Below are 21,975 nucleotides of genomic sequence, written 5' to 3'. Positions count from 1 at the left end.
CGCTTTTGGTATACCAAAATTTGCGATTCTGATAATGGACAAATAACCAAAAATAATGGGCTGAATACAATAAACCATAAATTGGATGTACAGTAGTTCGATTTACAGAAAGGAGAAACGTACATGTGTGGAATTACTGGATGGATTAATTATGGTATGGACGTAAGAAACGAATCAAATATAATTGAAAAAATGACCAAAACCCTGGCAAAGAGAGGCCCTGATGAAACGAACATCTGGACTGAGACACATGTAGGCTTTGGGCACAAGCGTCTTATTGTTGTCGACCCTGAAGGGGGCAGGCAGCCCATGTCCAAACAAAAGGAAAACGCAAAATTCACCATTTGCTATAATGGGGAATTATATAACACTGAAGATATCCGCAAAATTCTCCTTACTAAAGGATATTCCTTTAAAGGTCATTCTGATACAGAAGTTCTGTTAACTGCCTATATAGAATGGGCGGAAGAATGCGTAAATTACTTAAACGGGATCTATGCCTTTGCAATCTGGGATAGCAACAACGAAAAACTCTTTATTGGACGAGACAGACTAGGGGTAAAACCGCTATTTTTCGCGGAACATCATAAAGGGCTTTTATTTGCATCGGAAATGAAGGCAATCCTAGCACACCCGGAAATGAAAACCGAAGTAAGCCAAGAAGGTCTGGCTGAGATATTTGGAGCAGGTCCATCAAGATCACCTGGGTCAGGTGTGTTTAAAGGAGTTCAGGAGCTTAGGCCTGCACATGCGTTAACTTTTTCTAAAGAGGGATTAAAGATTTGGCGCTATTGGAATGTAAAAAGCGAAAAACATCAGGATAGTATAGAGGAAACTGCTGAAAAGGTCCGTTTTTTAGTAAGTGATGCAGTGACCAGGCAGCTTGTTTCCGATGTACCGTTATGTACCTTTTTATCAGGTGGTCTGGATTCAAGTATTATCACTGCCATTGCTGCTAAAGGCTTCGCAGATCAAAATAAAGGGAAACTTCATACCTATTCGATTGACTATGAAGGAAATGACCAATATTTTTCATCGAATGAGTTTCAGCCAGATGCAGACGGAAAATATATTAAAATGATGACAGATAAATTTCACACCAAGCACCGTAACAAGGTCATTTCTCAGCAGCAATTAGTTAGTGATTTAATCGAAGCGGTTCATGTAAGAGACTTACCAGGGATGGCAGACATTGATTCCTCACTGCTTTGGTTTTGTAAGGAAATAAAAAAGGATTTTGTTGTAAGTCTATCCGGGGAATGTGCTGATGAAATTTTTGGAGGTTACCCATGGTTCCATCGCAAACAGGACTTGGAGCGGCCAGGGTTCCCGTGGATGCGGTCAGTGTCAGAGCGGGAAAATTTATTAAAGCCTCACTGGAAAGAAAAATTACAATTACAGAATTATTGCTTGGAACAATATCAAAAGGCAATTGCGGAAACTCCAAAATTAGAAGGAGAAAGCTTAGAAGAAGCTAAACGCCGTGAATTATTCTATATAAATATGACCTGGTTTATGACCACCCTGCTCGATCGGAAAGACCGAATGAGTATGGGGGCGAGTCTTGAAGTCAGAGTCCCATTTGCAGATCACCGGTTGGTCGAGTATGTTTGGAATATCCCGTGGGAGATGAAGATGTATCGGGGAAGAGAAAAAGGACTGTTACGGAAGGCATTTGAGGGGATTCTTCCAGAAGAAGTTCTTTACCGGAAAAAAAGTCCTTACCCCAAAACACATAATCCACAGTATACAATGGCGGTCCAGAAAGTCTTAAAAAATGTTCTGCTAGATAAATCCTCTGCCTTACATGAATTCTTTAATAAAGAGAAGCTTGAGGCAATTGTCGATTCGGGAGGGAAATCCTTTCAAGAACCATGGTTTGGCCAGTTGATGACAGGGCCGCAACTATTGGCTTACCTTGTTCAACTGCACACATGGTTTAAAGATTATAATATCAACATAGTAAATTAGAACAATAAATTGTTAGTTTAAATTTGGAATAAGGCAATGGTTGGATTAAAATAAGTGTAGGGTGGGGGCCCGTTCCCCCGCTTTTTTTATGAGGAGGATATTATAATGAAACGGATTTCAATCATTTTAATCGCAATATTGTTATTTTCATCCATTCCAGTTAGCGCTAAGGTCCAAAAAGAAAATCGTTTATGGCAGGATGAGACGGTATATTCAATCATGGTCGACCGATTTAATGACGGTGATACAAGCAATGATATAGACACAAATACAAAAGATCCGTTAGCTTTTAATGGCGGTGATATTCAAGGGATAATCGATAAATTAGATTACATACAGGATATGGGCTTTACTGCCATTCGTCTAACTCCCATTTTTGCCAATGCCAAGAATGGTTATCATGGTTATTGGGTAAATGATTTTTATAAAGTGGACGAGCATTTTGGAACGCTAGAAACCTTTCAAAAGCTTGTAAAAGAAGCACATCAAAGAAAAATCAAAGTGATTCTTGATTTTGTTACAAACAATGTAGCAGCTGATAATCCGTGGGTGAAGGATCCCAGCAAAAGCGATTGGTTTCATCCAAAACAGGAAGTTGCAGATTGGAATAATCAGGAGCAAATTGAAAATGGATGGGTAAATGGGCTGCCTGACCTAAATCAAGAAAATCCGGAAGTAAAAAAATATTTAATTGATGCAGCTAAATGGTGGATGAAAAAGACAGAAGTGGATGGATTTGGTCTGCCAGAAGTAAATCATGTTCCATTAAGCTTTTGGAAGGATTTTTCGACCGCGGTAAAAAAAGAGAAAAAAGACTTCTTCCTACAAGGAATTCCAGCAGAAAATACATCACTTGATTTAAATAAATTTCAAAGCGCTGGTATCGATAGCATGTTGGATTATAATCAAAGTGAGTCTTCACGGAAAGCCTTTGCAAATACGAATCAACCCTTACATTCAGTCTCATCGAATACTAAAAACAGGCAATCAGCTTTTCAAAATGGAACATTTTTTGATAATGAGTACACCGTCAGATTTACGAGTGACATTGTGGACCAGAGGCAGTTCCCCGGCTCACGCTGGAAAACGGCTTTGACCTATCTCTATACGACTCCAGGCATTCCGAATGTGTATTACGGAACCGAAATTGCATTAAATGGTGGAGAAATTCCAGACAATCGCCGGCAAATGAGTTTTAGAGCTGAAAAGGAGCTCATCGACTATATTACAAAGCTGGGTGAATTAAGAAATACGCTGCCTTCATTAACAAGAGGAACAATGGAGATGCTCTATAATCAAGATGGGATGTCTGTTTATAAGCGTGTCTACCAAGGTGAAACCTCCATTATTGCAATCAATAATACACGAAAATCCCAAAAGGTTACGCTGACAAAAAATCAGCTTGAAGGCGGGAAAGAGCTGCGCGGCTTACTTGGAGGAGACCTTGTTCGAAGCCATGATAATCAATATAATCTAATTATCGATCGCGATGAATCAGAAATATATGTCTTGACAAAGAAAAGTGGTCTCAACATACCACATATAGCATCGTTAATTGTTGTTTATTTATTGGTGTTCTTATTTCTTTTTTTAATTCTTAAAAGAAGAAGAAGAACGAATTAAAAACGCATCGGGGCTGTACTCCCGATGCGTTTTTTTACCCATTAACAATAGTTCCACCGTTCACGTGTATCATTTGACCGCTTACATAGGAAGAGTCGTCTGATGCCAGGAAAACATAGCTGGGTGCAAGTTCGTAAGGCTGCCCAGCCCTTCCCATAGTCGTCGTCGAACCAAAGGTTGCAACCTGATCGGCAGGAAAGGTGGAAGGGATAAGCGGCGTCCAGATTGGTCCGGGTGCAACCCCGTTTACACGGATTCCTTGAGGTGCAAGCGATTTTGCCAGTGAGCGCGTAAAGGTAACAATGGCACCTTTAGTAGCAGAGTAATCTAGTAATTGTTCATTACCCTCGTAGGCAGTGATGGAAGCGGTATTGATAATCGATGCTCCATTCTTTAAATAGGGCAGAGCCATTTTCGTCATGTAAAAGTAAGAAAAAATATTGGTCCGGAACGTTTTTTCTAATTGTGCAGAAGTAATATTCAGCAGGCTTTTTTGCGGATGCTGCTCAGCAGCATTGTTAACGAGAATGTCCAGCTTACCAAATTCAGAAATGATTTTATGAATGATATCCTTACAATAATCCTCATTTCCGATATCACCTGCATAAAGGAGGCAGCGTCGGCCCTCCGCTTCTACTAACTGCTTTGTTTCTTCCGCATCTCCATGCTCTTCCAAGTAAACGATTGCTATATCAGCGCCTTCTTTGGCAAAATAAATGGCCACTGATTTCCCAATTCCGCTGTCACCGCCGGTAATTATCGCTGATTTTCCTGCTAGCTTCCCGCCTGGCTTATAATTGGGATCAATCGATACAGGCAGTGGATTCATTTCGCTTTCAATACCAGGCTGATGATTTTGATGTTGAGGCGGGAAGGTAACTTTTGGCTGATTTTGCTTGTTGCTCATGTGTAAATACCTCCAAGTGATCATTTCACCTGTTAGTTTTCGTGTAAATCTAATGTTGAATACAATAAAAAAGGCGTCAGGATAAAAATCCTTTCGCCATGATTTTAACGGTAATTAATAAATTGAACATCTACAGTAAGATCGGCTTCGCGGACCAAGGAAATTATTTTTTGCAAATCGTCACGGCTTTTGCCGCTAACCCGTACTTGGTCATCTTGCACCTGACTTTTTACCTTAACCCCGCTGTTTTTAATAATGGTATTAATCTTTTTCGCATTTTCCTTGTCAATGCCTTGAACTAGCTTGGCTCTTTGACGTACTGTACCGCCTGAGGCTTTTTCGATTTTCCCATAATCAAGGTTTCTTACTGGAACACCTCTTTTGATTAATTTTCCGAGTAGAACATCTTTTAACTGATCCATTTTATACTCATCATCGGAAACAAGGACAAGCTCTTCTTTGTCGAGAGAAACCTCACTCTTGCTGCCTTTAAAATCGTAGCGGGTGCTAATTTCCTTCATTGTTTGCGTAATTGCATTGGTAACTTCGGAAAAATCAACTTTGGATACAATATCAAATGAGCTGTCTTTAGACATAACAAAACCTCCATTTTTATATTTTTATGTACAAATGTTTCTCTGCTAAAGTTTCCCTTTATGGGTACATTATAGTAAAATATAGCAGGCTATTACAACTTAAATAAAAGCTCCAAAAAGAAAAGGGGAGTCATATATGTCTTTAAATGAACTAATTGGTCAAACAACAACATTAACCGTAGCTAGACAATCTGAATTTGGTTATTTTTTAACGGATGGAACTGAAGATGTGTTATTACATAATAATGAAGCACATCAAGAATTAGAGGAAGGGGATCAGGTTGAGGTTTTTCTTTACGTTGACTCAGCAGGACGAATTTCTGCCTCTACAAACATTCCGGAAATCGCTGTTGGCAAATATGCATGGGTTAAGGTAACAGATATCAACCCCGATCATGGCGTTTTCCTTAACATTGGACTTCAAAAGGATATCCTGCTGGGAAGAGATGACCTCCCTTCATATAGATCGGCATGGCCCAAGGAAGGAGATTTAGTCTATATCACCTTAAGGGTTACTCGAAATTCCCTTTTGTATGCAAAGCTTGCAAGTGATCAGGTAATTCAATCTATATCGGCAAAAGCAACGAGAAATGATTATAACAAAAATATCCAAGGACACATATACCGGACAGCGAAAGTTGGAAGCTGGGTTTACACTTTGGAAGGTTTCAAAGGATTTATTCATGAGTCGCAGAGAAAGCAGGAGCCGCGTTTAGGTGAAAAAGTTGAAGGGCGAATCATCGATATTAAGGAAGATGGAACGATTAACGTTTCCTTGCTTGCCAGAAAAGAAGAATCGCAAGACTTAGATGCGGAAAGGATTTATGAATACTTGATGAGCAGAAATGGTGCGATGCCATACAACGATAAAAGTATGCCGGAGGATATACAAGAACGTTTTCAATTAAGCAAGGGTGCATTCAAACGGGCACTGGGAAAGTTAATGAAAGATGGCAGGGTATATCAGGAAGGCAGCTGGACATACGCCAAGAAAGAATAATAAGTCGATTACATATCTTTTTCAAATTAACAGAAACTACAAGTGAAGTAATTTGAAAGGGGTAAGAAAAAGATGCCGCATACATCAGATAATGATAAAAAAGCAAAAGATAATAATGCACTTCGCCATGAAAAAAATATGATGCGCGAAAAAAATCGTCAGGCCGGGAAAAATCAATACTCGAAAACGACTGATCACAAATAAAAAACAGAGCAAATCTGCTCTGTTTTTTTATGGATTTTCGTTTAAAAAGAATATGGCGATGGTACCTGCACCTGTATGAGCGCCAATAGCTGATCCAATTGAAGAAATGAAAACTTCTTTTGGATGGAACGCTTCCTCAATCATTGTTTTTATTTCTAAGGCAGTTTCTTCATTATCAGCGTGACTGATCCCGATAATTTGTTCCTGCATATTTGAACCGCGTTCCTCCATAAGCTCGATTATACGTCGAAATACTTTTTTCTTTCCCCGTAATTTTTCAATCGGAACAAGTTTTCCATCTTCTACATTTAGTATAGGCTTGATATTCAGCAATCCGCCGAGAAAGGCAGATGCTTTAGAGACTCGTCCGCCTTTTGCCAAATAGTCCAAATCTTCAACCGTAAAGAGATGCTCCATATGCTCACTTCTAAACTGTACTTCTTTTAAAATGTTTTCCTTGGCTGCATTTTCAGCAGCTAGTCTTGTTGCTTCCTTGACGATTAAACCTTGTCCAAGCGAGGCACACTTCGTATCGACTATCGTTAAATTAAAATTTGGATATTTTTCCTTCACTTGGTCAAGAATCATAACAGCGGTGGAATATGTTCCTGACAATTCGGAAGAAAAGGCTATGTAAATTCCATCTTCATTATTTTCGGCCATTTGTGTGAAAATCTCCTCAAACGTTAGGGGAGAAGCTTGTGAGGTTTTGGGAACCGATCCGCCTCGAATGGCATCATAAACCGTTTTTGGGTCAATCGTTTTTACATCTTCAAATTCCTCATCATTAATGTGGACCTTCAAGGGAATTAATGTGACATTATTATCTTCGTAGAAACTTAGAGGTAAATCGCATGCGCTGTCAGCCAGTATTTTCACCTGCATGAAGCTCACCTGCTTTCAAGCTATTATATTTAGTTTCAGTTTATCGGTTTCATCTTAAAAATACAATTATCAAATTGTCATGGTATAAAAAATAAAGGAGGGCGTTTTCTTGCTTTGGCTCCAAACTCAAAAAATCATCATTGTTGTTGCAGGTGCATTTTTAAATGCATTAGGAATGAATTTATTTCTTATCCCTGCAAATATATACTCCAGTGGGGTAGCTGGTATGGCTCAATTACTTTCAAAGGTATTAAGTGACCATACACCTATTAACGTATCAATGGGATTTTTACTTTTGTTACTGAATATTCCAGTTGCAATTCTTGGATGGATGAAAGTAGGCAGGTCATTTACTGTTTATAGCTTTCTTAGTGTTGCGCTTTCATCTTTATTTTTAGAGATAATCCCTGTTAAACAAGTATCGCACGATATATTGTTAAATGCCGTTTTTGGCGGTGTCATTGTAGCGGCAGGTGTTGGTATAACATTAAAATGGGGAGCTTCCACCGGAGGCCTGGATATCATTGCAATGGTATTATCAAGATTAAAGGACAAGCCAATTGGTCCGTATATGTTTGTGTTAAATAGTATTATCATTGTCACGGCGGGATTCCTTTATGGTGCCGAAAAAGCGCTTTATACCCTTGTTTTCTTATACACCTCAACAAGGGTGGTGGATGCTATCCATACCCGGCATGCAAAGCTTACCGCTTTTATCATTACAAAAAAAGCAGACGAAATGAAAAAAGCGATTCATGCCAAACTTGTAAGGGGTATTACTATGATTCAAGGTAAAGGAGCCTTTACGAATGAAACTCGTGAAATCATGATGATTGTTATTACCCGCTATGAGCTGTTTGATTTAGAGAGAATTATAAAAGAAGTTGATCCCAATGCTTTCACAAATATCATTCAGACAACTGGAGTTTATGGATTTTTTAGAAGAGAATAAAGGAAAAAGGAGACTAGCATGCGAACTCTTTTAAGTGTAATCCTGCTTTTCTTTTCAATAGCAACGAATACCAATGCGAACGGGGTGAATGATTTCAATTATTCGTTTTATCTTATACCAGTAGCAGATCCTGAAAAGGTGATATTTGAAATAGTAATCAAAAACGAAGGAGACCTGCCGCTCCATTTTGAATTTCCTACCTCGCAAATGATTGAAATAACAATTACCGACCAAGCCGGGGCAGAAGTGTATGTTTATTCAAAAGGAAGGTATTTCCTTCAGGCATTTCAAACCATAGTTGTAGAACCGCATCAATCGGTAAAAAGGTATGAGAAATGGAATTATCAATTTAAAGGTAAAAGGGTACCTTCAGGTCTTTATACGGTTAATGCCTGGCTTAAGCCAATAAGTCTAAATGATGAACCCATTAAAAATCGGGCAAAGCTATACCATAGTCAAAAGCTAAATGTTCCTGAAGAAAACCCTGCATTTAGGTTTGTAAGGGTGTCAGGCACCAAAGGGGATTATGTTGTTACAGGAGAAGTTAGACAAGCAAACAGGAGGCTATTTTATTCGGTGGAGGATGGCCATAAGGAGTATATAAAGGAAAAAGAGGTTGTTTTAGACGGGAAGGAAGAGTGGGGGAAGTTTAAGCTTCCGATTCAACTTCCAAAAGATAAACTTCCTGATAATGGTTCTTTGATGTTGAATCTTTATGAACGTGATAAAAATGGAACTATTATTAACATTTACCCGATAGTTTTAGAATTTATACAATAAGAAAAGCGGAAGTTCCAACTGGAAGCTTCCGCCTTTCTTATTTAAATTAAGTAATCTGTTCAAGCTCTTGTTGCATTTGTTGGAGCTGTGCTTGCTCTGCTCTAGTCGAATTAGCAAATGCCGAACTTAAGGCATTCTTTGCTTTGGCGACAGCAGAGTCAACATCAGCAGGGCTGGCAGACTTCGCCATTTCAACAAATCTTCGTGCCTCTTGGAACAATTGGTTTCCCATTTTATATTCCTCCAAGCGAGGATTCGTGCACATTGGCCATTTTCTGAGCTTCCGCTTCAGCGTAGGTCATGTGATAAGGAATACGCTCCGCATGCTTGCTGACGGTATCCTTTCCTTGCTGGACAAAGCGTTTTGATTTGTTTCGTTTACCCATTCGAATCCCTCCAATATGCTCATAGCTCAAATTGAAACAGCATTGCTGCTTCATAAAATAGTATGCACCAATCAAGATTCGTTCATTTAGGTAAACAATGGTGATTACGATTAAACTTTTAAATTTAACAAATTTGCCAAATATTGTGCAACTCCATCTTCTTCATTTGTAAGTGTAACATCATTGGCAATATTCTTCACTTTATCAATTGCATTACCCATCGCAATCCCGTGACCAGCATATTCAAGCATTTCAAGGTCATTATCTTCATCACCAAATGCAATAATTCGTTCTGAAGGTATATCAAAGTAATCGGCTGCCTTTTTCAAACCAACAGCTTTACTTAAGCCTACCTTAATAATTTCAATAACGTGCCATGGCGCTGCCCAGCTTCGATGATCGACAACTTCAGCATGTACTGCTGATAAATGGTCACGAATTGTTTTTAATTGATCTTCTTCAGTATGAATCAGCAAACTAGTAGGGGAATCCTGTAAATAATTAGCTAAATCTCCTGTTGTGATTTTAGGATTTCCAAAGTTAAATATATCGATTAGCTTTTCATCGTGGTAATGGAAGTATACATCATCTATCACTTCAGCGATTATATTATGAAAATGAAAGCTTCTGCAAGCTTCCACAATTTCCTTGGCTACTTTGACATCCAACGGTTCATGGTAAAAGCCCCATTTGGGATTTCGTGGATGATGCATAAATGCGCCATTAAAATTTACAATGGGTGTGTCTAGTTCGAGCTCCCGATAATACATTTCACTGGAACGATACGGTCTGCCTGTAGCGATCATCACGATATGACCTTCATCTCTCGCTTTTCTTAGAGTATTCTTTGTTTTTTCAGATATTGTTTTATCATCCTTTAATAATGTCCCATCCAAATCTAATGCAATTAAATGTTTTTCTGCCATATGGACTCCTTTTATTTAGGAAATATTTTATTTCCATGATACACTACGGCTATGGAAATTTTTATTTCTATAGTTTCTATGTTAACAATTTTATATCTAAAGTGTAAAAAAATTCACATTAAAAGGGTTAAAAAAACTTTATACTTGGTAAGAAAGATGAAAAGCAAAGGAAATGTGGTTTAAAATTAGCTTTTGTTATAATAAATACAAAAATAAATAGGAGTGAAGAAAATATGAATGAAGATTTAAAAGAAAATATAATGGGCGCTTTGGAATTAGTAATAGACCCTGAGTTAGGTGTGGATATTGTTAATTTAGGATTAATTTATAATCTGGAAATGGATGAAGAAGGGAAACTAAACGTTACAATGACTCTTACTACTATGGGCTGCCCGCTTGCAGGCACCATCGTGGACCAAGTGAAACGAGCATTATCAGATATCCCTGAAATTAAAGATGTTGACGTTAATATTGTCTGGAATCCGCCATGGAACAAAGAGATGATGTCACGTTATGCAAAAATTGCTCTTGGAATTAGATAAATTACTAAAAAAACAGCAGAGAGAGATCTGTTGTTTTTTTTTTTTTGCACTTTCACAAAACAGACATATTAAATGGCCAGGTTGTGAGATAGTTCACTTTTTTACCCTATAAACACCTTTATAATACAAAGTAATAAAGGCTATTTGATTTGAAATAGCTGATATTAGGAGGCGTTTCATATGGCTTTTAGCCGAGATTTTAATAAAGATCCTTTTATTGTTATTTGGGAGCTTACACGTGCCTGTCAATTAAAATGCCTGCATTGCCGCGCAGAAGCACAGTACAGACGTGATCTGCGTGAATTATCGTTTGAAGAAGGCAAAAACCTTATTGATCAAATATATGAAATGAATAATCCAATGCTTGTATTTACTGGCGGGGACCCTTTGATGCGAGAAGACGTCTTTGATATTGCAAAATATGCTGTAGAAAAAGGAGTTCGTGTTTCCATGACTCCAAGTGCAACACCGAATGTGACCAAAGAAGCAATTGAAAAGGCAAAAGAGGTTGGTCTTTCACGCTGGGCGTTCAGTATTGATGGACCGACTGCAGACGTCCATGACCATTTCCGCGGAACTGCAGGATCGTTTGATTTAACAATGGAAAGAATAAAATACTTACACGAGCTTGAAATCCCGATTCAGATTAATACGGTAATTTCTAGGTACAATATTAACTACCTTGATGAAATGGCCAAAATGGTCGAAGATTTAGGCTGTGTATTATGGAGTGTCTTTTTCCTAGTTCCGACGGGAAGAGGACAGGAATCCGATATGATTTCACCTGTAGAACATGAAAAAGTATTTAGATGGCTATATGTTCTAAGCAAACGAGTTTCCTTTGATATTAAAACAACTGCTGCACAGCATTACCGCCGCGTTGTTATTCAGCAAAAAATGCGTGAAGCAAAGGAAAAGACAGCTGAAATTAATTATTTAAGTGCTTTAACGGAACAGGGATTAACAGGTTCGATTGATGGACTCGGACGAGCTCCCAAGGGAGTAAATGACGGTAACGGTTTTGTGTTCATTTCTCATATTGGAGATGTATATCCCAGTGGTCTTCTTCCGGTAAAAGCAGGAAATGTTCGCGAGCAGCCATTAGCGGAAATTTACCGGGAATCACCTATTTTCAAATCCTTAAGAAATCCCGATGAGTATAAGGGGAAATGTGGAGTTTGCGAATTTCGGCATGTTTGCGGTGGCTCAAGATCCAGAGCTTATGCCATGACAGGAGATTACCTTGAAAGTGAACCATTCTGTGTTTACATTCCAAAAGCATTAAGGGAAAAACAGGAACAATAAAAACGGATGGGAGAAATCTCCCATCCTACTCGATATTGCAATAAACAGCTGAACAATTTTCGCAGCCAATTTCATCCTTTAAATATTGTAAATCTAAAATAGTAATTTTTCCTTTTTTTACAGAGATGATATTTTCTTTCTTTAAATCACTAAGAATTCGGTTTGTGCTTTCACGAGAAGTGCCGCAGAAATTGGCAAGTTCTTGATTGGTTAAAGGCAAGTCAATTAAAATTCCATTTCCTTTTTCAACTCCATAGCTATTTGTCATTCGAATTAAGGTTGAAAAAAGTGCTCCGCGTTTACCATTAAGGACAAGGTCGCGAAATTTTGTCTGTGTTTTTCGAAAATGGTCACTCATCCATTTCATAAATTCGAAGGCGAGTTTACTGTTTTGGAAAATTTCACTTTCGATGACATCCTTTTTAATAGCGGCAATTTCGCCTTCTTCAAGAACCTTGGCACTCAATAAATACTTTGGACTATCGGTAAAAAGAGTCAATTCACCACAAATATCATTCTCTCCGCAAATCCTTAAAGATAGCTCACGTCCGTCGGAAGTTATTTTACTGATTTGAATCTTTCCAGAAATAATTACGTAAAGTTCTTCCGCCACCATCCCTTCTTGAAATAAAAAACTATCCCTCTCACTCTTGAATCTCCGGTCTGCAAATTTAAGTAATTCCTTTATTTCTATAGAATGGGTTGGTTTCATTTGTGCTAACATAGGATTTCACCTTCTATCATATTTTTTATATAAATGTCAATTTTGGATTCGTTAGTAACATTTTATCTCAAGATTAGCCAAAAAAATGATGTAAACAATGACAATATAGTGAAAACTTACACTGAATTTTTTTCCATAAACAATTATTTCCTCCTTGTTTAACATCTGTTAAGATTAAAATAATATTAAAAAGTATTTTGATAGTGAAAAAAGTAACATTCCTTTTAGTAAAACACTGGTACACTTATGATAATTCTTGCTTTTTTAAAATAATGGAGTGGATGAAAATGGAAAAAACCATTATTAAAGATAAATTGAATCGACCGATACGTGACTTGCGTATCTCAGTGATTGACCGCTGTAATTTTCGCTGCCAATACTGTATGCCAGCTGATCAATTCGGGCCTGATTTTGAATTTCTGCCTAAGTCGGCATTATTGACATATGAAGAAATTGAACGTCTTGGGAAAATATTTGTTAATTTAGGTGTCGAAAAAATCCGCTTAACTGGCGGAGAGCCGCTGCTGCGAAAGGATTTACCGATACTTGTGAAAAAACTTTCTTCTATTGAAGGTTTAAGTGACATTGGCTTAACTACAAATGGAGTCCTGCTGCCGAAATTGGCAGGAGAGTTAAAAGCAGCTGGTCTTAAACGAGTAAATGTCAGCCTTGATACTTTAAGTGATGAATTGTTCGGACAAATCAATGGACGCGGGGTAGGCACTGGGCCGGTTTTAGAGGGGATAGAAGCAGCTAAACAAGCCGGTCTTGGCGTTAAAATCAACATGGTTGTAAAAAAAGGACTTAATGATGCAGATATTATTCCAATGGCACAATACTGTAAAAATCATGGATTGGAGCTTCGCTATATCGAGTTTATGGATGTTGGCTCCACGAACGGGTGGAAGATGGACGATGTCGTGACTAAAAAACAGATTTATCTTCTGTTAAAAGAGCACTTTGAGATAGAGCCAGTAGACCCGGCCTATTTTGGGGAAGTGGCCAAGCTTTATCATTATAAAGACACTGATGTGAAGGTTGGATTTATTACTTCTGTTTCAGAGTCATTCTGCTCCAGCTGTACACGTTCTCGTTTATCTGCAAATGGGCAGATTTTTACTTGTTTGTTTAATGGGAATGGCCATGATATCCGGAATTTCATGAGAAATGGTGCTAGTGATGAGGATATAGAAAAGCGAATTACAGCGATTTGGAATGGTCGTGACGACCGATATTCTGACGAAAGAACAGCAGAAACAAACAAAAACCGCAAAAAAATTGAAATGTCCTATATCGGTGGTTAAAAACAGCCCGCTTATGTTAAGCGGGCTGTTTTTTACTAGGCGATATATCGTGGAAATAAAATGTTGTTTTCAAGATGCACATGCATGAAGGTCAAACTTTCCAGCGCTTCTAAACGTGCGTATACTAAGCGGTATGTTCCACAAGCATCAAGAGGTAAAGTGAAATCAGAGGTTACCGCACGGATTTGTCTTAAAATCTCTCCTGCATGATCATGTTCCTTTTCAAGCTCATTAACTAAATTAATGGCTTCCTCTTTATTTTCAATGGTTCCGTCAGCTATTTTCCTAATTAACGGGAATACAATTGCTTCTTCTTTTTTCATGTGTTCAATCAATTCTTTTTTTAATTCATAAAATAATTCGTACACTTTTAATAGCTCTGGATGGTTATTTCCATGTACACGTGAAACCTTTGTCACATATGGGCTGAGCATTGTTAATTCTTCTTCTGAAGTACGATGGTAATTAGAGATAATATGATCAATAATTGTATTAGAGTCAGATTCTGTCCAAACTTCTACATCTTTTTCCTCATGCTCATATTTTTCAAAAACAATTTTTAATTCTTCAAGCAAATTGTCCATATTAAGTCCGTTTTGTGCCACAGCTTCTAAAAGTGGAATGTTTCCCCCGCAGCAAAAATCGATCCGGTTCTTCTTGAAAACATCACTTGTTTTAGGTAATTCATTCACAATATCTTTAACTAATGTAGTAGAAGTGAATGGAAAAGTCATTTATAGTTCCTCCTTAAAATAAAGGTAATTGGTTTCTGACATAAGCATACTGGAATTAAGAATAAAATTTGGTGATATGCATCACACTTTGCAAATGATTTTTTTTATTCATTAAGTTTCTATCAATTTTGTGACATTTGATATGTCTGTAAGTTTTTTGTAGGCTTATAATGATTAGGAATGAGCGAAATATATACCGTTTTTTAGAGATAGGAGCCGATTCATTTGTTTGAAAGAAGAATACCGCTTGCGATAGGGGAAGCAGTCAAAAAAATTATGAACTTTCAATTACAGGGGATAACAGAGCATGTTTTGATTGAGGAAAGCTTTGGCCGTTTTTTATCGGAGGATTTAGTGGCAACAAGTGATGTGCCTCATTTTGACAGGGCACCCTATGATGGCTTTGCTGTTAGATCGATAGACACTGCTGATGCCTCTCAATCATGTCCCATTGAAATGGAAGTAATTGATCATATTGGAGCAGGAATGGTCTCCACTAAGGTTGTCAAACAAAACCAAGCTATACGAATTATGACCGGCGCTATGATGCCAGAAGGCACCGATTGCGTTGTCATGTTTGAGGTTGCAAAGTCATATGAAAAGAATGGAATTCCACATATATTGGTTAAACGAAGCTTTAAAAAAGGTGAAAATGTTTCCTTCAGAGGTGAAGATGCAAAGAAAGGCGAAATTTTAGTTAAAAAGGGAACGCTAATTAATCCAGGAATTCAGGCAATGCTTGCAACTTTTGGGTATAAACACGTCCCAGTTGCGAAAAAACCCCTCGTTGGCCTCTTTGCAACAGGGACAGAACTTTTAGAAGTTGACGATGAATTGGTTCCCGGTAAGATTCGCAACAGCAATTCACATATGATTGCCGCCCAAATCGAACGGGCAGGAGGAACGGTTCATTATTTTGGGAAGCTGCCAGATGAATTTGATACATGCTTTGACGCAGTAAAAAATAGTCTGAATGAAGTTGATTTGTTAGTTACTACAGGAGGAGTTTCAGTTGGTGACTTTGATTACCTGCCTGAAATTTATGAAAACTTAGGGGCAGAGGTTTTCTTTAATAAAGTAGCTATGCGTCCGGGCAGTGTTACGACTGTCGCACATCTTAATGGAAAACTCCTATTCGGTCTTTCTGGTAATCCTTCCGCTTGCTATGTGGGGTTTGAATTATTTGTACGGCCAATCCTCCGAAGATGTTTATTTTCGGAAAAACCGCATTTACGAAAAGAAAAAGCTATACTAGATGCAGATTTCCCTAAAGCAAATCCATTTACACGATTTGTCCGCAGTTCTGCATTTATTCAAGACGGCAAACTTAAAGCGACACCAAGCGGATTAGACAAGTCGAATATTATTATGAGCCTTGCAGGGGCGAATTCCTTGATGATATTACCTGGTGGTACCCGAGGTTTTACAGCAGGAACAGAGATAGAGGTTCTTCTCCTTGAGGATCAGACTGGTTGTGAGTGGCCATGGTAAAACCGGTTATTTTTCAAATTGTAGGTTACCAAAATAGTGGAAAAACTACATTTATTGAAGGGTTAATCGAAGGCTTAAAAAGTAAAGGTTTAAGGTCTGCAGTAATTAAACACCACGGACACGGCGGCAAGCCTGAATTAGTGGATAATAAGGATTCTACAAAATATCTCTCAGCAGGAGCTGCTGCCTCGATTATTGAAGGAGATGGCAGGCTCCTTCTCCAAGTAGAAAAATGGGAGAACAGCCTTAAACACCAGATAGAATTAATGAGTTTTTTTGATCCGGATGTGATTTTAATTGAAGGATATAAACAAAAAAAATACCCGAAGCTTTTAATATTGAGGGATTTAGAAGACCTTTCTTTGTTAAAAAGTGTGACCAATATAATGGCTGTTGTTTATTGGAAGGAATGTATTAGAGAGCGCATTGCAGGACATATCAACATACCATGTTTTTTTATTAATGATGAAGCATCAATCACCTGGACTGTAAACTTATTAAAAAAATCGGTCAAATAAGACCGATTTTTTTAATAAGAATACCATTTAATAACTAATCAACCTTGCAAATTTCCGTTGGACAATCCTCACAATCAATCTCATTCTTCAAAAACTCTAAATAATGTATGGTGATCGTTCCTTTATCAATTGAAATAATTTTTTCTTTTCTAAGTTCACTTAATAAACGATTAACCACTTCCCTTGATGTACCGCAGAAATTAGCTAATTCTTGGTTTGTTAATGGTATTTCAAGCAATATTCCATTATTGGTATTAATTCCATAACTATTGCTTAATCGAATCAATGTTGAGTATAAAGCTCCCTTTTTTCCGTGTAAAACGAGGTCGCGAAATTTTGTTTGAGTTTTGCGATATTGCTGACTCATCCATTTAATGAATTCAAAGGAAAGGGAAAGATTTTGCGATAGTTTTTCCTCAAGAACATCCTTCATAATTACTGCAACCTCGCCACTTTCAATGACACGTGCACTTAAAAAATATCTGGAAGAAGGGGAAAATAGATTTAATTCACCGATAAAATCACCATTTGAGCACATTCTTAAGGTAAGTTCTCTCCCATCCGGAATAATTTTACTGATTTGCAAAATACCGCTTTGTACGATATAAATTTCATCCGCTGGTGAGCCTTCTTGAAATAAAAATGTTCCCTTTTCAATTTTTTTAGTATGGTGTACGGTCTCAAGGAGATGTAACAACGATACCGGCATTACTTTTACTGCCTGCATATAAAAGACCACCTTCAATGGTACGACATAAATCATTTACTTAACTTTTAATAACTGACAGTCAAGGTTGGTTACAAGATATTACTATAATTATATTGTTTACAAAGAATATTTAGCAATAAAAGTGGAATAAATTCATACAATCGTCAAAAAGTCAAACATGATTCGTTTATTTCTTAGGAAATACTGTCGAACAATGTGAAAAAATGAAAGAACTTCCTATAATGGACACTCTAGAAAAGGAAATAATAATTATGTAGACGATAAGGAGGGAAAAGAATGGGACAAAATCATCAGTTCAAATCGGGTAAAAAGGCACCAAATAATGGGGTGTATATTGAAGTGGGTGAAACTGGAGACAATGTGATTAATCCTAAAAAAATTAAACTAAAAGCTGGAGACCCGTTTCCAGAGACATCCAATGATAAACGTGTTTGGACTTATCAACAAAAACCATAACAGTTATAAAAGGTAAAAGTCATCCAAACAGGATGACTTTTTTCTTGGTCAAATTTTACTTAAAATCTGTGATTGTTTTATAATAAAAGTAATAGGTCAAAAATGGTCAATAAGGGAGTGCTAACGGTGGATATAAACCGAATGACAGAACGGTTACAAAAAGGAATAATGGATGCGCAATCTTTAGCGGTAAAAAATAATCATCAAGAGATTGATGAATCTCATTTATTCTTGGCATTAATGAATCAACCCGACAGTCTTTTTGAATCTATATTTAAGCGATTGACATTGCCATCTGAAACCATTAAGAAAAGGTTGAAAGAATCCCTTGAAAAAAAACCTCAGGTCACTGGAACTGGGGCAGAACACGGTAAAATATATGTTACAGACCGGCTTCAAAGGCATTTAGCAGCTGCCGAAGAATTCGCAAAAAAGTTTTCCGATGAATATATTTCGGTAGAGCATATCCTCTTAGCAGCAGTCTATTCAAACCAATCCGAATTGAAAAAAATCATTCAATCTTTTGACCATACACCTGAAGGTATTTTAAAAGCAATAAAAGAAATAAGGGGGAACCAAAGAGTGACATCACAGAATCCAGAAGCAGGATATGATGCTTTGAAAAAATATGGCAGGGACTTGGTTGCTGAAGTAAGAGCGGGAAAGGTCGATCCTGTTATTGGACGGGATACGGAGATTCGAAATGTCATTCGTATCTTATCAAGGAAAACCAAGAATAATCCTGTTTTAATCGGAGAACCTGGTGTAGGAAAAACTGCAATCGTAGAGGGACTGGCCCAGCGGATTGTTAGAAAAGACGTTCCAGAAGGACTTAAGGACAAAACCATCTTTTCCTTAGATATGAGTTCGTTAATTGCTGGTGCAAAATTCAGAGGTGAATTTGAAGAACGATTAAAAGCGGTTCTGAATGAAATCAAAAAAAGTGACGGACAAATCTTACTGTTTATTGATGAAATTCATACCATTGTTGGTGCCGGAAAAACAGAAGGAGCTATGGATGCAGGCAATATGTTAAAACCGATGCTTGCCCGCGGTGAACTTCATTGTATTGGCGCAACCACACTTGATGAACATCGGAAGTATATAGAAAAGGATCCTGCTTTAGAACGGAGGTTCCAGCAGGTGCTAGTACAAGAACCAAATGTAGAAGATTCCATTTCTATATTACGTGGATTAAAGGAACGATTTGAGGTTCACCATGGTGTAAAAATTCATGACCATGCTTTAGTTGCTGCAGCTACTTTATCTGACCGATATATAACTGATCGTTTCCTGCCGGACAAAGCTATAGATTTAGTTGACGAAGCTTGTGCATTAATTCGCACAGAAATTGATTCCATGCCAACAGAACTAGATGAAGTAACACGCAGAGTCATGCAGTTAGAAATTGAGGAGGCTGCTTTAAGTAAAGAAAACGATGAAGCAAGCAAACTGCGATTACAATCCCTTCTAAAAGAACTGGCAGATTTAAAGGAACAGGCAAATACAATGAAGGCAAAATGGCTTGAAGAAAAGAAAAGCATTCAGACGTTACAAGAAAAAAGGGAACAACTGGAGAAACTTCGTCGTGAGCTGCAGCAAGCCGAGGACAAATACGATTTAAACCGTGCTGCTGAATTAAGACATGGTCAAATTCCGTTAGTTGAAAAAGAACTTAAAAGTTTAGAAATGGAAACGGAAAAGGAGAATCGGTTACTGCGTGAAGAAGTAACAGGTGAGGAAATTTCCCATATAGTATCGAGGTGGACAGGAATTCCGCTCTCTAAACTAGTTGAGGGGGAGAGAGAAAAGTTATTGAAACTTGAAGCAATTCTTCACGAGAGAGTAATCGGACAAAATGAAGCCGTCAATTTAGTAGCAGACGCAGTACTACGGGCTAGGGCCGGCATTAAAGATCCTAATCGCCCAATTGGATCCTTTCTATTTTTAGGGCCAACTGGTGTAGGAAAAACAGAGTTAGCAAAAGCTTTGGCGGAGTCTTTATTTGATAGTGAAGAGCATATTATTCGTATCGATATGTCAGAATACATGGAAAAGCATGCAGTATCACGCTTAATTGGGGCTCCACCAGGGTATGTTGGCTATGAAGAAGGAGGGCAGCTGACAGAAGCGGTTAGAAGAAGACCTTATTCTGTTGTTTTGATGGACGAAATTGAAAAGGCCCATCCGGAAGTCTTCAATATTCTTCTTCAGGCCTTAGATGATGGGCGTATCACAGATTCACAAGGAAGGGTAGTAGATTTTAAAAATTCCGTTATTATTATGACCTCCAATATAGGATCACAATTTTTACTCGAACGTTCTGAAAATGAAATTGAAATTACTGAAACAGCAAGGGAAATGGTGTTAGGCCAATTAAGAGTGCATTTCCGTCCGGAATTTTTAAACCGTATTGATGAAATTATCCTATTTAAGCCGTTATCATTAGGAGAAATAAAAAATATTGTCGTCAAAATGCTAAAAGAACTTCAGAGCAGATTAAAAGAACAGCATATAAATATCTCAATCAGTGAGGATGCCAAAGAATTCATCGCTGTTAACGGATATGATCCAACCTATGGTGCCAGACCGCTAAAACGTTATATCCAAAGAAATATAGAAACAAAGTTAGCTCGAGAAATTATTGGAGGAAGGGTTCATGATGGATCAAGCCTTGAAATTACGATACAAAATGAAGAAGTGACAATTTTAATAAAATAACAAGTGATTAATCCATTAAAAAAGTCTTCCATTGATGTGGAAGACTTTTTTATCGGCACTTAATGTTTTTCAACAGGCTCATTTGGTATCAAAGATGATACCACAAAAACTAAGATGGTTACAGCAATAGCTAAAATGGAACCTACTTTAACATCAAATGCAACACCATTCATTGAACTTACAACATATGTAAGCATTTGCACTAGTAAAAATAACCAGAAAAAAGTCCAAAAGAATCGCACTATTTTTCACCTCTAACCTTATTTACATCATTTTTAATATTACCATATGACTTCTAATTAATAAATGTTTATTTGATAATTCACTCATTTAATTAATTGTCTTGACATAAATGTAAATTAATAAAAATGGGCAAACTCCCTTTCATCTTTTGTGACCCATCATACAATATCGTGAGGAAATATGTAAAAGGAGATTTACCTATGGACAGTCGTAATTTTCAGATGGATACCCAATGGAATATCATTTATTACCCAGAAAAGCCTACTGGATTTGGGGTCTTAATAATTGGAGATGAACGGCATTTTGTGGACGATTGTAAAAGCTTTTGGACACAAAATGAAGGGAAGTCCGCTATTATCAACCAACTAAAAGAAAAAGGTTACACGATTTTTTCCTCAAATCTTTATGGGCGAAACTGGGGGAGCGAAAAATCGGTTGATTTGGCTCAGCGGCTTTATCAACATGTTATCCGAAGTGAAATCCTAAATAATAAAATTCATATTATAGCAGAAGGAATGGGCGCGCTGGTTGCGGTAAAGTTAATGGAAAAATTAAAGGGCTGTATTCGATCAGTCATTCTTTTAAACCCAATCATTTCATTAAAGCATCATTTAGAACAGGAAAAGGAACATAAATTCTTTTATAAAAAATTGATAAGAGAATTAGTAACAGCTCATCAACTAGAACAAAATGTACTTGAAAGTACCATCTTTAGTATGGATGATCATGTTAATCTTGATTTTGGATTTCCTGTCAAGATCATTCATGTTTTGTCTGGAGGAAAATCTTATAATCAATCAAAGCTTTATCAGAAAATTATCAAATATCCTGAAATCACTCCAACTTATATGCTGCCAGAAAAGAAACTGCAGCTTGGCAATATATGCATAAAGTTTTTTACAAGCCATGAAGCTGTTCTCTAAGCCTCCCCTTCCCCATAATGAAATAATTCCTTATTCATACGCATAGGATTCATT

Annotated in this window: 24 protein-coding genes; 14 read left to right on the top strand and 10 right to left on the bottom strand. The window is 37.5% G+C overall.

Going from position 1 to position 21,975, the window contains the following annotated elements:
- Window positions 1-123: 123 nt before the first annotated feature.
- Together asnB and PH210_RS02715 are read left to right on the top strand one after the other, a co-directional pair.
- A complete protein-coding gene (asnB, locus tag PH210_RS02720) occupies window positions 124-1,971 on the top strand; it encodes an asparagine synthase (glutamine-hydrolyzing) (protein ID WP_289982811.1) in 1,848 nt (615 codons plus the stop codon).
- Between the two features lie 105 nt (window positions 1,972-2,076).
- Window positions 2,077-3,594, top strand: coding sequence for an alpha-amylase family glycosyl hydrolase (locus tag PH210_RS02715; protein ID WP_289982808.1), 1,518 nt, complete (start codon window positions 2,077-2,079; stop codon window positions 3,592-3,594).
- Window positions 3,595-3,628: 34 nt separating this feature from the next.
- Here PH210_RS02715 and PH210_RS02710 read toward each other — a convergent pair whose 3' ends face one another.
- Window positions 3,629-4,501, bottom strand: a complete 873-nt coding sequence (locus tag PH210_RS02710; RefSeq protein ID WP_289982807.1) for an SDR family oxidoreductase — start codon at window positions 4,499-4,501, stop codon at window positions 3,629-3,631.
- A gap of 104 nt (window positions 4,502-4,605) precedes the next feature.
- Complete coding sequence (locus tag PH210_RS02705; RefSeq protein WP_223592873.1) at window positions 4,606-5,097, bottom strand: YajQ family cyclic di-GMP-binding protein; 492 nt, start codon at window positions 5,095-5,097, stop codon at window positions 4,606-4,608.
- 136 nt (window positions 5,098-5,233) lie between these two features.
- Between PH210_RS02705 and PH210_RS02700 the strand changes: the two genes are divergently transcribed.
- Both PH210_RS02700 and PH210_RS02695 read left to right on the top strand, forming a co-directional pair.
- Complete coding sequence (locus tag PH210_RS02700; RefSeq protein WP_289982806.1) at window positions 5,234-6,097, top strand: CvfB family protein; 864 nt, start codon at window positions 5,234-5,236, stop codon at window positions 6,095-6,097.
- A 72-nt stretch (window positions 6,098-6,169) separates the two neighbouring features.
- Window positions 6,170-6,301: a DUF3941 domain-containing protein gene (locus PH210_RS02695; RefSeq protein WP_223592870.1), complete on the top strand. Its 132-nt coding sequence runs from the start codon at window positions 6,170-6,172 to the stop codon at window positions 6,299-6,301.
- Window positions 6,302-6,328: 27 nt separating this feature from the next.
- Here PH210_RS02695 and PH210_RS02690 read toward each other — a convergent pair whose 3' ends face one another.
- The gene (locus PH210_RS02690; RefSeq protein ID WP_289982805.1) at window positions 6,329-7,186 is read right to left on the bottom strand and encodes a DegV family protein; all 858 of its coding nucleotides are present in this window, start codon (window positions 7,184-7,186) and stop codon (window positions 6,329-6,331) included.
- 109 nt (window positions 7,187-7,295) lie between these two features.
- Here PH210_RS02690 and PH210_RS02685 point away from each other — a divergent pair, with 109 nt between their 5' ends.
- A complete protein-coding gene (locus tag PH210_RS02685) occupies window positions 7,296-8,138 on the top strand; it encodes a YitT family protein (protein WP_289982804.1) in 843 nt (280 codons plus the stop codon).
- An 18-nt stretch (window positions 8,139-8,156) separates the two neighbouring features.
- On the top strand, window positions 8,157-8,918 hold the full coding sequence (locus tag PH210_RS02680) for a BsuPI-related putative proteinase inhibitor (protein ID WP_289982803.1): 762 nt from the start codon (window positions 8,157-8,159) through the stop codon (window positions 8,916-8,918).
- Window positions 8,919-8,964: 46 nt separating this feature from the next.
- Here PH210_RS02680 and PH210_RS02675 read toward each other — a convergent pair whose 3' ends face one another.
- From PH210_RS02675 to PH210_RS02665, 3 genes are all read right to left on the bottom strand, one after another.
- Window positions 8,965-9,150, bottom strand: a complete 186-nt coding sequence (locus tag PH210_RS02675) for a DUF3813 domain-containing protein (protein WP_289982802.1) — start codon at window positions 9,148-9,150, stop codon at window positions 8,965-8,967.
- A 1-nt stretch (window position 9,151) separates the two neighbouring features.
- Window positions 9,152-9,304, bottom strand: a complete 153-nt coding sequence (locus PH210_RS02670; RefSeq protein ID WP_223592861.1) for a hypothetical protein — start codon at window positions 9,302-9,304, stop codon at window positions 9,152-9,154.
- 110 nt (window positions 9,305-9,414) lie between these two features.
- Complete coding sequence (locus PH210_RS02665; RefSeq protein ID WP_289982799.1) at window positions 9,415-10,230, bottom strand: Cof-type HAD-IIB family hydrolase; 816 nt, start codon at window positions 10,228-10,230, stop codon at window positions 9,415-9,417.
- A gap of 233 nt (window positions 10,231-10,463) precedes the next feature.
- On the opposite strand from PH210_RS02665, the gene PH210_RS02660 reads away from it, so the two are divergent.
- Window positions 10,464-10,772, top strand: a complete 309-nt coding sequence (locus PH210_RS02660; protein WP_289982798.1) for a metal-sulfur cluster assembly factor — start codon at window positions 10,464-10,466, stop codon at window positions 10,770-10,772.
- A gap of 180 nt (window positions 10,773-10,952) precedes the next feature.
- Window positions 10,953-12,077, top strand: a complete 1,125-nt coding sequence (locus PH210_RS02655) for a TIGR04053 family radical SAM/SPASM domain-containing protein (protein ID WP_289982797.1) — start codon at window positions 10,953-10,955, stop codon at window positions 12,075-12,077.
- A 25-nt stretch (window positions 12,078-12,102) separates the two neighbouring features.
- On the opposite strand, the gene PH210_RS02650 is transcribed toward PH210_RS02655, so the two are convergent.
- A complete protein-coding gene (locus PH210_RS02650) occupies window positions 12,103-12,801 on the bottom strand; it encodes a Crp/Fnr family transcriptional regulator (RefSeq protein WP_289982796.1) in 699 nt (232 codons plus the stop codon).
- Window positions 12,802-13,088: 287 nt separating this feature from the next.
- Between PH210_RS02650 and moaA the strand changes: the two genes are divergently transcribed.
- A complete protein-coding gene (gene moaA / locus PH210_RS02645; protein WP_289982795.1) occupies window positions 13,089-14,105 on the top strand; it encodes a GTP 3',8-cyclase MoaA in 1,017 nt (338 codons plus the stop codon).
- Between the two features lie 35 nt (window positions 14,106-14,140).
- On the opposite strand, the gene ric is transcribed toward moaA, so the two are convergent.
- Window positions 14,141-14,839, bottom strand: coding sequence for an iron-sulfur cluster repair di-iron protein (gene ric / locus PH210_RS02640; RefSeq protein ID WP_289982793.1), 699 nt, complete (start codon window positions 14,837-14,839; stop codon window positions 14,141-14,143).
- A 225-nt stretch (window positions 14,840-15,064) separates the two neighbouring features.
- On the opposite strand from ric, the gene PH210_RS02635 reads away from it, so the two are divergent.
- Together PH210_RS02635 and mobB are read left to right on the top strand one after the other, a co-directional pair.
- Complete coding sequence (locus PH210_RS02635; RefSeq protein ID WP_289982792.1) at window positions 15,065-16,330, top strand: molybdopterin molybdotransferase MoeA; 1,266 nt, start codon at window positions 15,065-15,067, stop codon at window positions 16,328-16,330.
- Window positions 16,324-16,848 carry a molybdopterin-guanine dinucleotide biosynthesis protein B gene (gene mobB, locus PH210_RS02630; RefSeq protein WP_289982791.1) on the top strand — a complete coding sequence of 175 codons (525 nt, stop codon included), beginning with the start codon at window positions 16,324-16,326 and terminating at the stop codon, window positions 16,846-16,848. The genes PH210_RS02635 and mobB overlap by 7 nt, the downstream gene beginning before the upstream one ends.
- Window positions 16,849-16,882: 34 nt before the next feature.
- Here mobB and PH210_RS02625 read toward each other — a convergent pair whose 3' ends face one another.
- On the bottom strand, window positions 16,883-17,575 hold the full coding sequence (locus PH210_RS02625) for a Crp/Fnr family transcriptional regulator (protein ID WP_483312072.1): 693 nt from the start codon (window positions 17,573-17,575) through the stop codon (window positions 16,883-16,885).
- A 279-nt stretch (window positions 17,576-17,854) separates the two neighbouring features.
- Here PH210_RS02625 and PH210_RS02620 point away from each other — a divergent pair, with 279 nt between their 5' ends.
- Together PH210_RS02620 and clpB are read left to right on the top strand one after the other, a co-directional pair.
- Window positions 17,855-18,034: a YjzC family protein gene (locus PH210_RS02620; RefSeq protein ID WP_289982790.1), complete on the top strand. Its 180-nt coding sequence runs from the start codon at window positions 17,855-17,857 to the stop codon at window positions 18,032-18,034.
- Window positions 18,035-18,160: 126 nt separating this feature from the next.
- Window positions 18,161-20,755, top strand: coding sequence for an ATP-dependent chaperone ClpB (gene clpB / locus PH210_RS02615; protein ID WP_289982788.1), 2,595 nt, complete (start codon window positions 18,161-18,163; stop codon window positions 20,753-20,755).
- Between the two features lie 59 nt (window positions 20,756-20,814).
- Here the strand turns inward: clpB and PH210_RS02610 are convergent, their stop codons facing one another.
- Window positions 20,815-20,997 (bottom strand): DUF2929 family protein, encoded by a 183-nt coding sequence (locus tag PH210_RS02610; protein ID WP_289982786.1) that lies wholly within the window; start codon window positions 20,995-20,997, stop codon window positions 20,815-20,817.
- A gap of 201 nt (window positions 20,998-21,198) precedes the next feature.
- Here PH210_RS02610 and PH210_RS02605 point away from each other — a divergent pair, with 201 nt between their 5' ends.
- A complete protein-coding gene (locus PH210_RS02605; protein ID WP_289982784.1) occupies window positions 21,199-21,921 on the top strand; it encodes an alpha/beta hydrolase family protein in 723 nt (240 codons plus the stop codon).
- Window positions 21,922-21,975: the final 54 nt, after the last annotated feature.

This window comes from Paenibacillus sp. BSR1-1 (assembly GCF_030403775.1).
GTDB lineage: Bacteria > Bacillota > Bacilli > Bacillales > Cytobacillaceae > Neobacillus.
This window is presented reverse-complemented; position numbering and strand designations above follow the sequence as displayed.

Excerpts from the sequence above, each read along its gene's own strand:
- asnB (WP_289982811.1), top strand. The coding sequence starts at position 124 with ATGTGTGGAATTACTGGATGGATTAATTATGGTATGGACGTAAGAAAC.
- PH210_RS02715 (WP_289982808.1), top strand. The coding sequence starts at position 2,077 with ATGAAACGGATTTCAATCATTTTAATCGCAATATTGTTATTTTCATCC.
- PH210_RS02710 (WP_289982807.1), bottom strand. The coding sequence starts at position 4,501 with ATGAGCAACAAGCAAAATCAGCCAAAAGTTACCTTCCCGCCTCAACAT.
- PH210_RS02705 (WP_223592873.1), bottom strand. The coding sequence starts at position 5,097 with ATGTCTAAAGACAGCTCATTTGATATTGTATCCAAAGTTGATTTTTCC.
- PH210_RS02700 (WP_289982806.1), top strand. The coding sequence starts at position 5,234 with ATGTCTTTAAATGAACTAATTGGTCAAACAACAACATTAACCGTAGCT.
- PH210_RS02695 (WP_223592870.1), top strand. The coding sequence starts at position 6,170 with ATGCCGCATACATCAGATAATGATAAAAAAGCAAAAGATAATAATGCA.
- PH210_RS02690 (WP_289982805.1), bottom strand. The coding sequence starts at position 7,186 with ATGCAGGTGAAAATACTGGCTGACAGCGCATGCGATTTACCTCTAAGT.
- PH210_RS02680 (WP_289982803.1), top strand. The coding sequence starts at position 8,157 with ATGCGAACTCTTTTAAGTGTAATCCTGCTTTTCTTTTCAATAGCAACG.
- PH210_RS02675 (WP_289982802.1), bottom strand. The coding sequence starts at position 9,150 with ATGGGAAACCAATTGTTCCAAGAGGCACGAAGATTTGTTGAAATGGCG.
- PH210_RS02670 (WP_223592861.1), bottom strand. The coding sequence starts at position 9,304 with ATGGGTAAACGAAACAAATCAAAACGCTTTGTCCAGCAAGGAAAGGAT.
- PH210_RS02665 (WP_289982799.1), bottom strand. The coding sequence starts at position 10,230 with ATGGCAGAAAAACATTTAATTGCATTAGATTTGGATGGGACATTATTA.
- PH210_RS02660 (WP_289982798.1), top strand. The coding sequence starts at position 10,464 with ATGAATGAAGATTTAAAAGAAAATATAATGGGCGCTTTGGAATTAGTA.
- PH210_RS02655 (WP_289982797.1), top strand. The coding sequence starts at position 10,953 with ATGGCTTTTAGCCGAGATTTTAATAAAGATCCTTTTATTGTTATTTGG.
- PH210_RS02650 (WP_289982796.1), bottom strand. The coding sequence starts at position 12,801 with ATGTTAGCACAAATGAAACCAACCCATTCTATAGAAATAAAGGAATTA.
- moaA (WP_289982795.1), top strand. The coding sequence starts at position 13,089 with ATGGAAAAAACCATTATTAAAGATAAATTGAATCGACCGATACGTGAC.
- ric (WP_289982793.1), bottom strand. The coding sequence starts at position 14,839 with ATGACTTTTCCATTCACTTCTACTACATTAGTTAAAGATATTGTGAAT.
- mobB (WP_289982791.1), top strand. The coding sequence starts at position 16,324 with ATGGTAAAACCGGTTATTTTTCAAATTGTAGGTTACCAAAATAGTGGA.
- PH210_RS02625 (WP_483312072.1), bottom strand. The coding sequence starts at position 17,575 with ATGCAGGCAGTAAAAGTAATGCCGGTATCGTTGTTACATCTCCTTGAG.
- PH210_RS02620 (WP_289982790.1), top strand. The coding sequence starts at position 17,855 with ATGGGACAAAATCATCAGTTCAAATCGGGTAAAAAGGCACCAAATAAT.
- PH210_RS02605 (WP_289982784.1), top strand. The coding sequence starts at position 21,199 with ATGGACAGTCGTAATTTTCAGATGGATACCCAATGGAATATCATTTAT.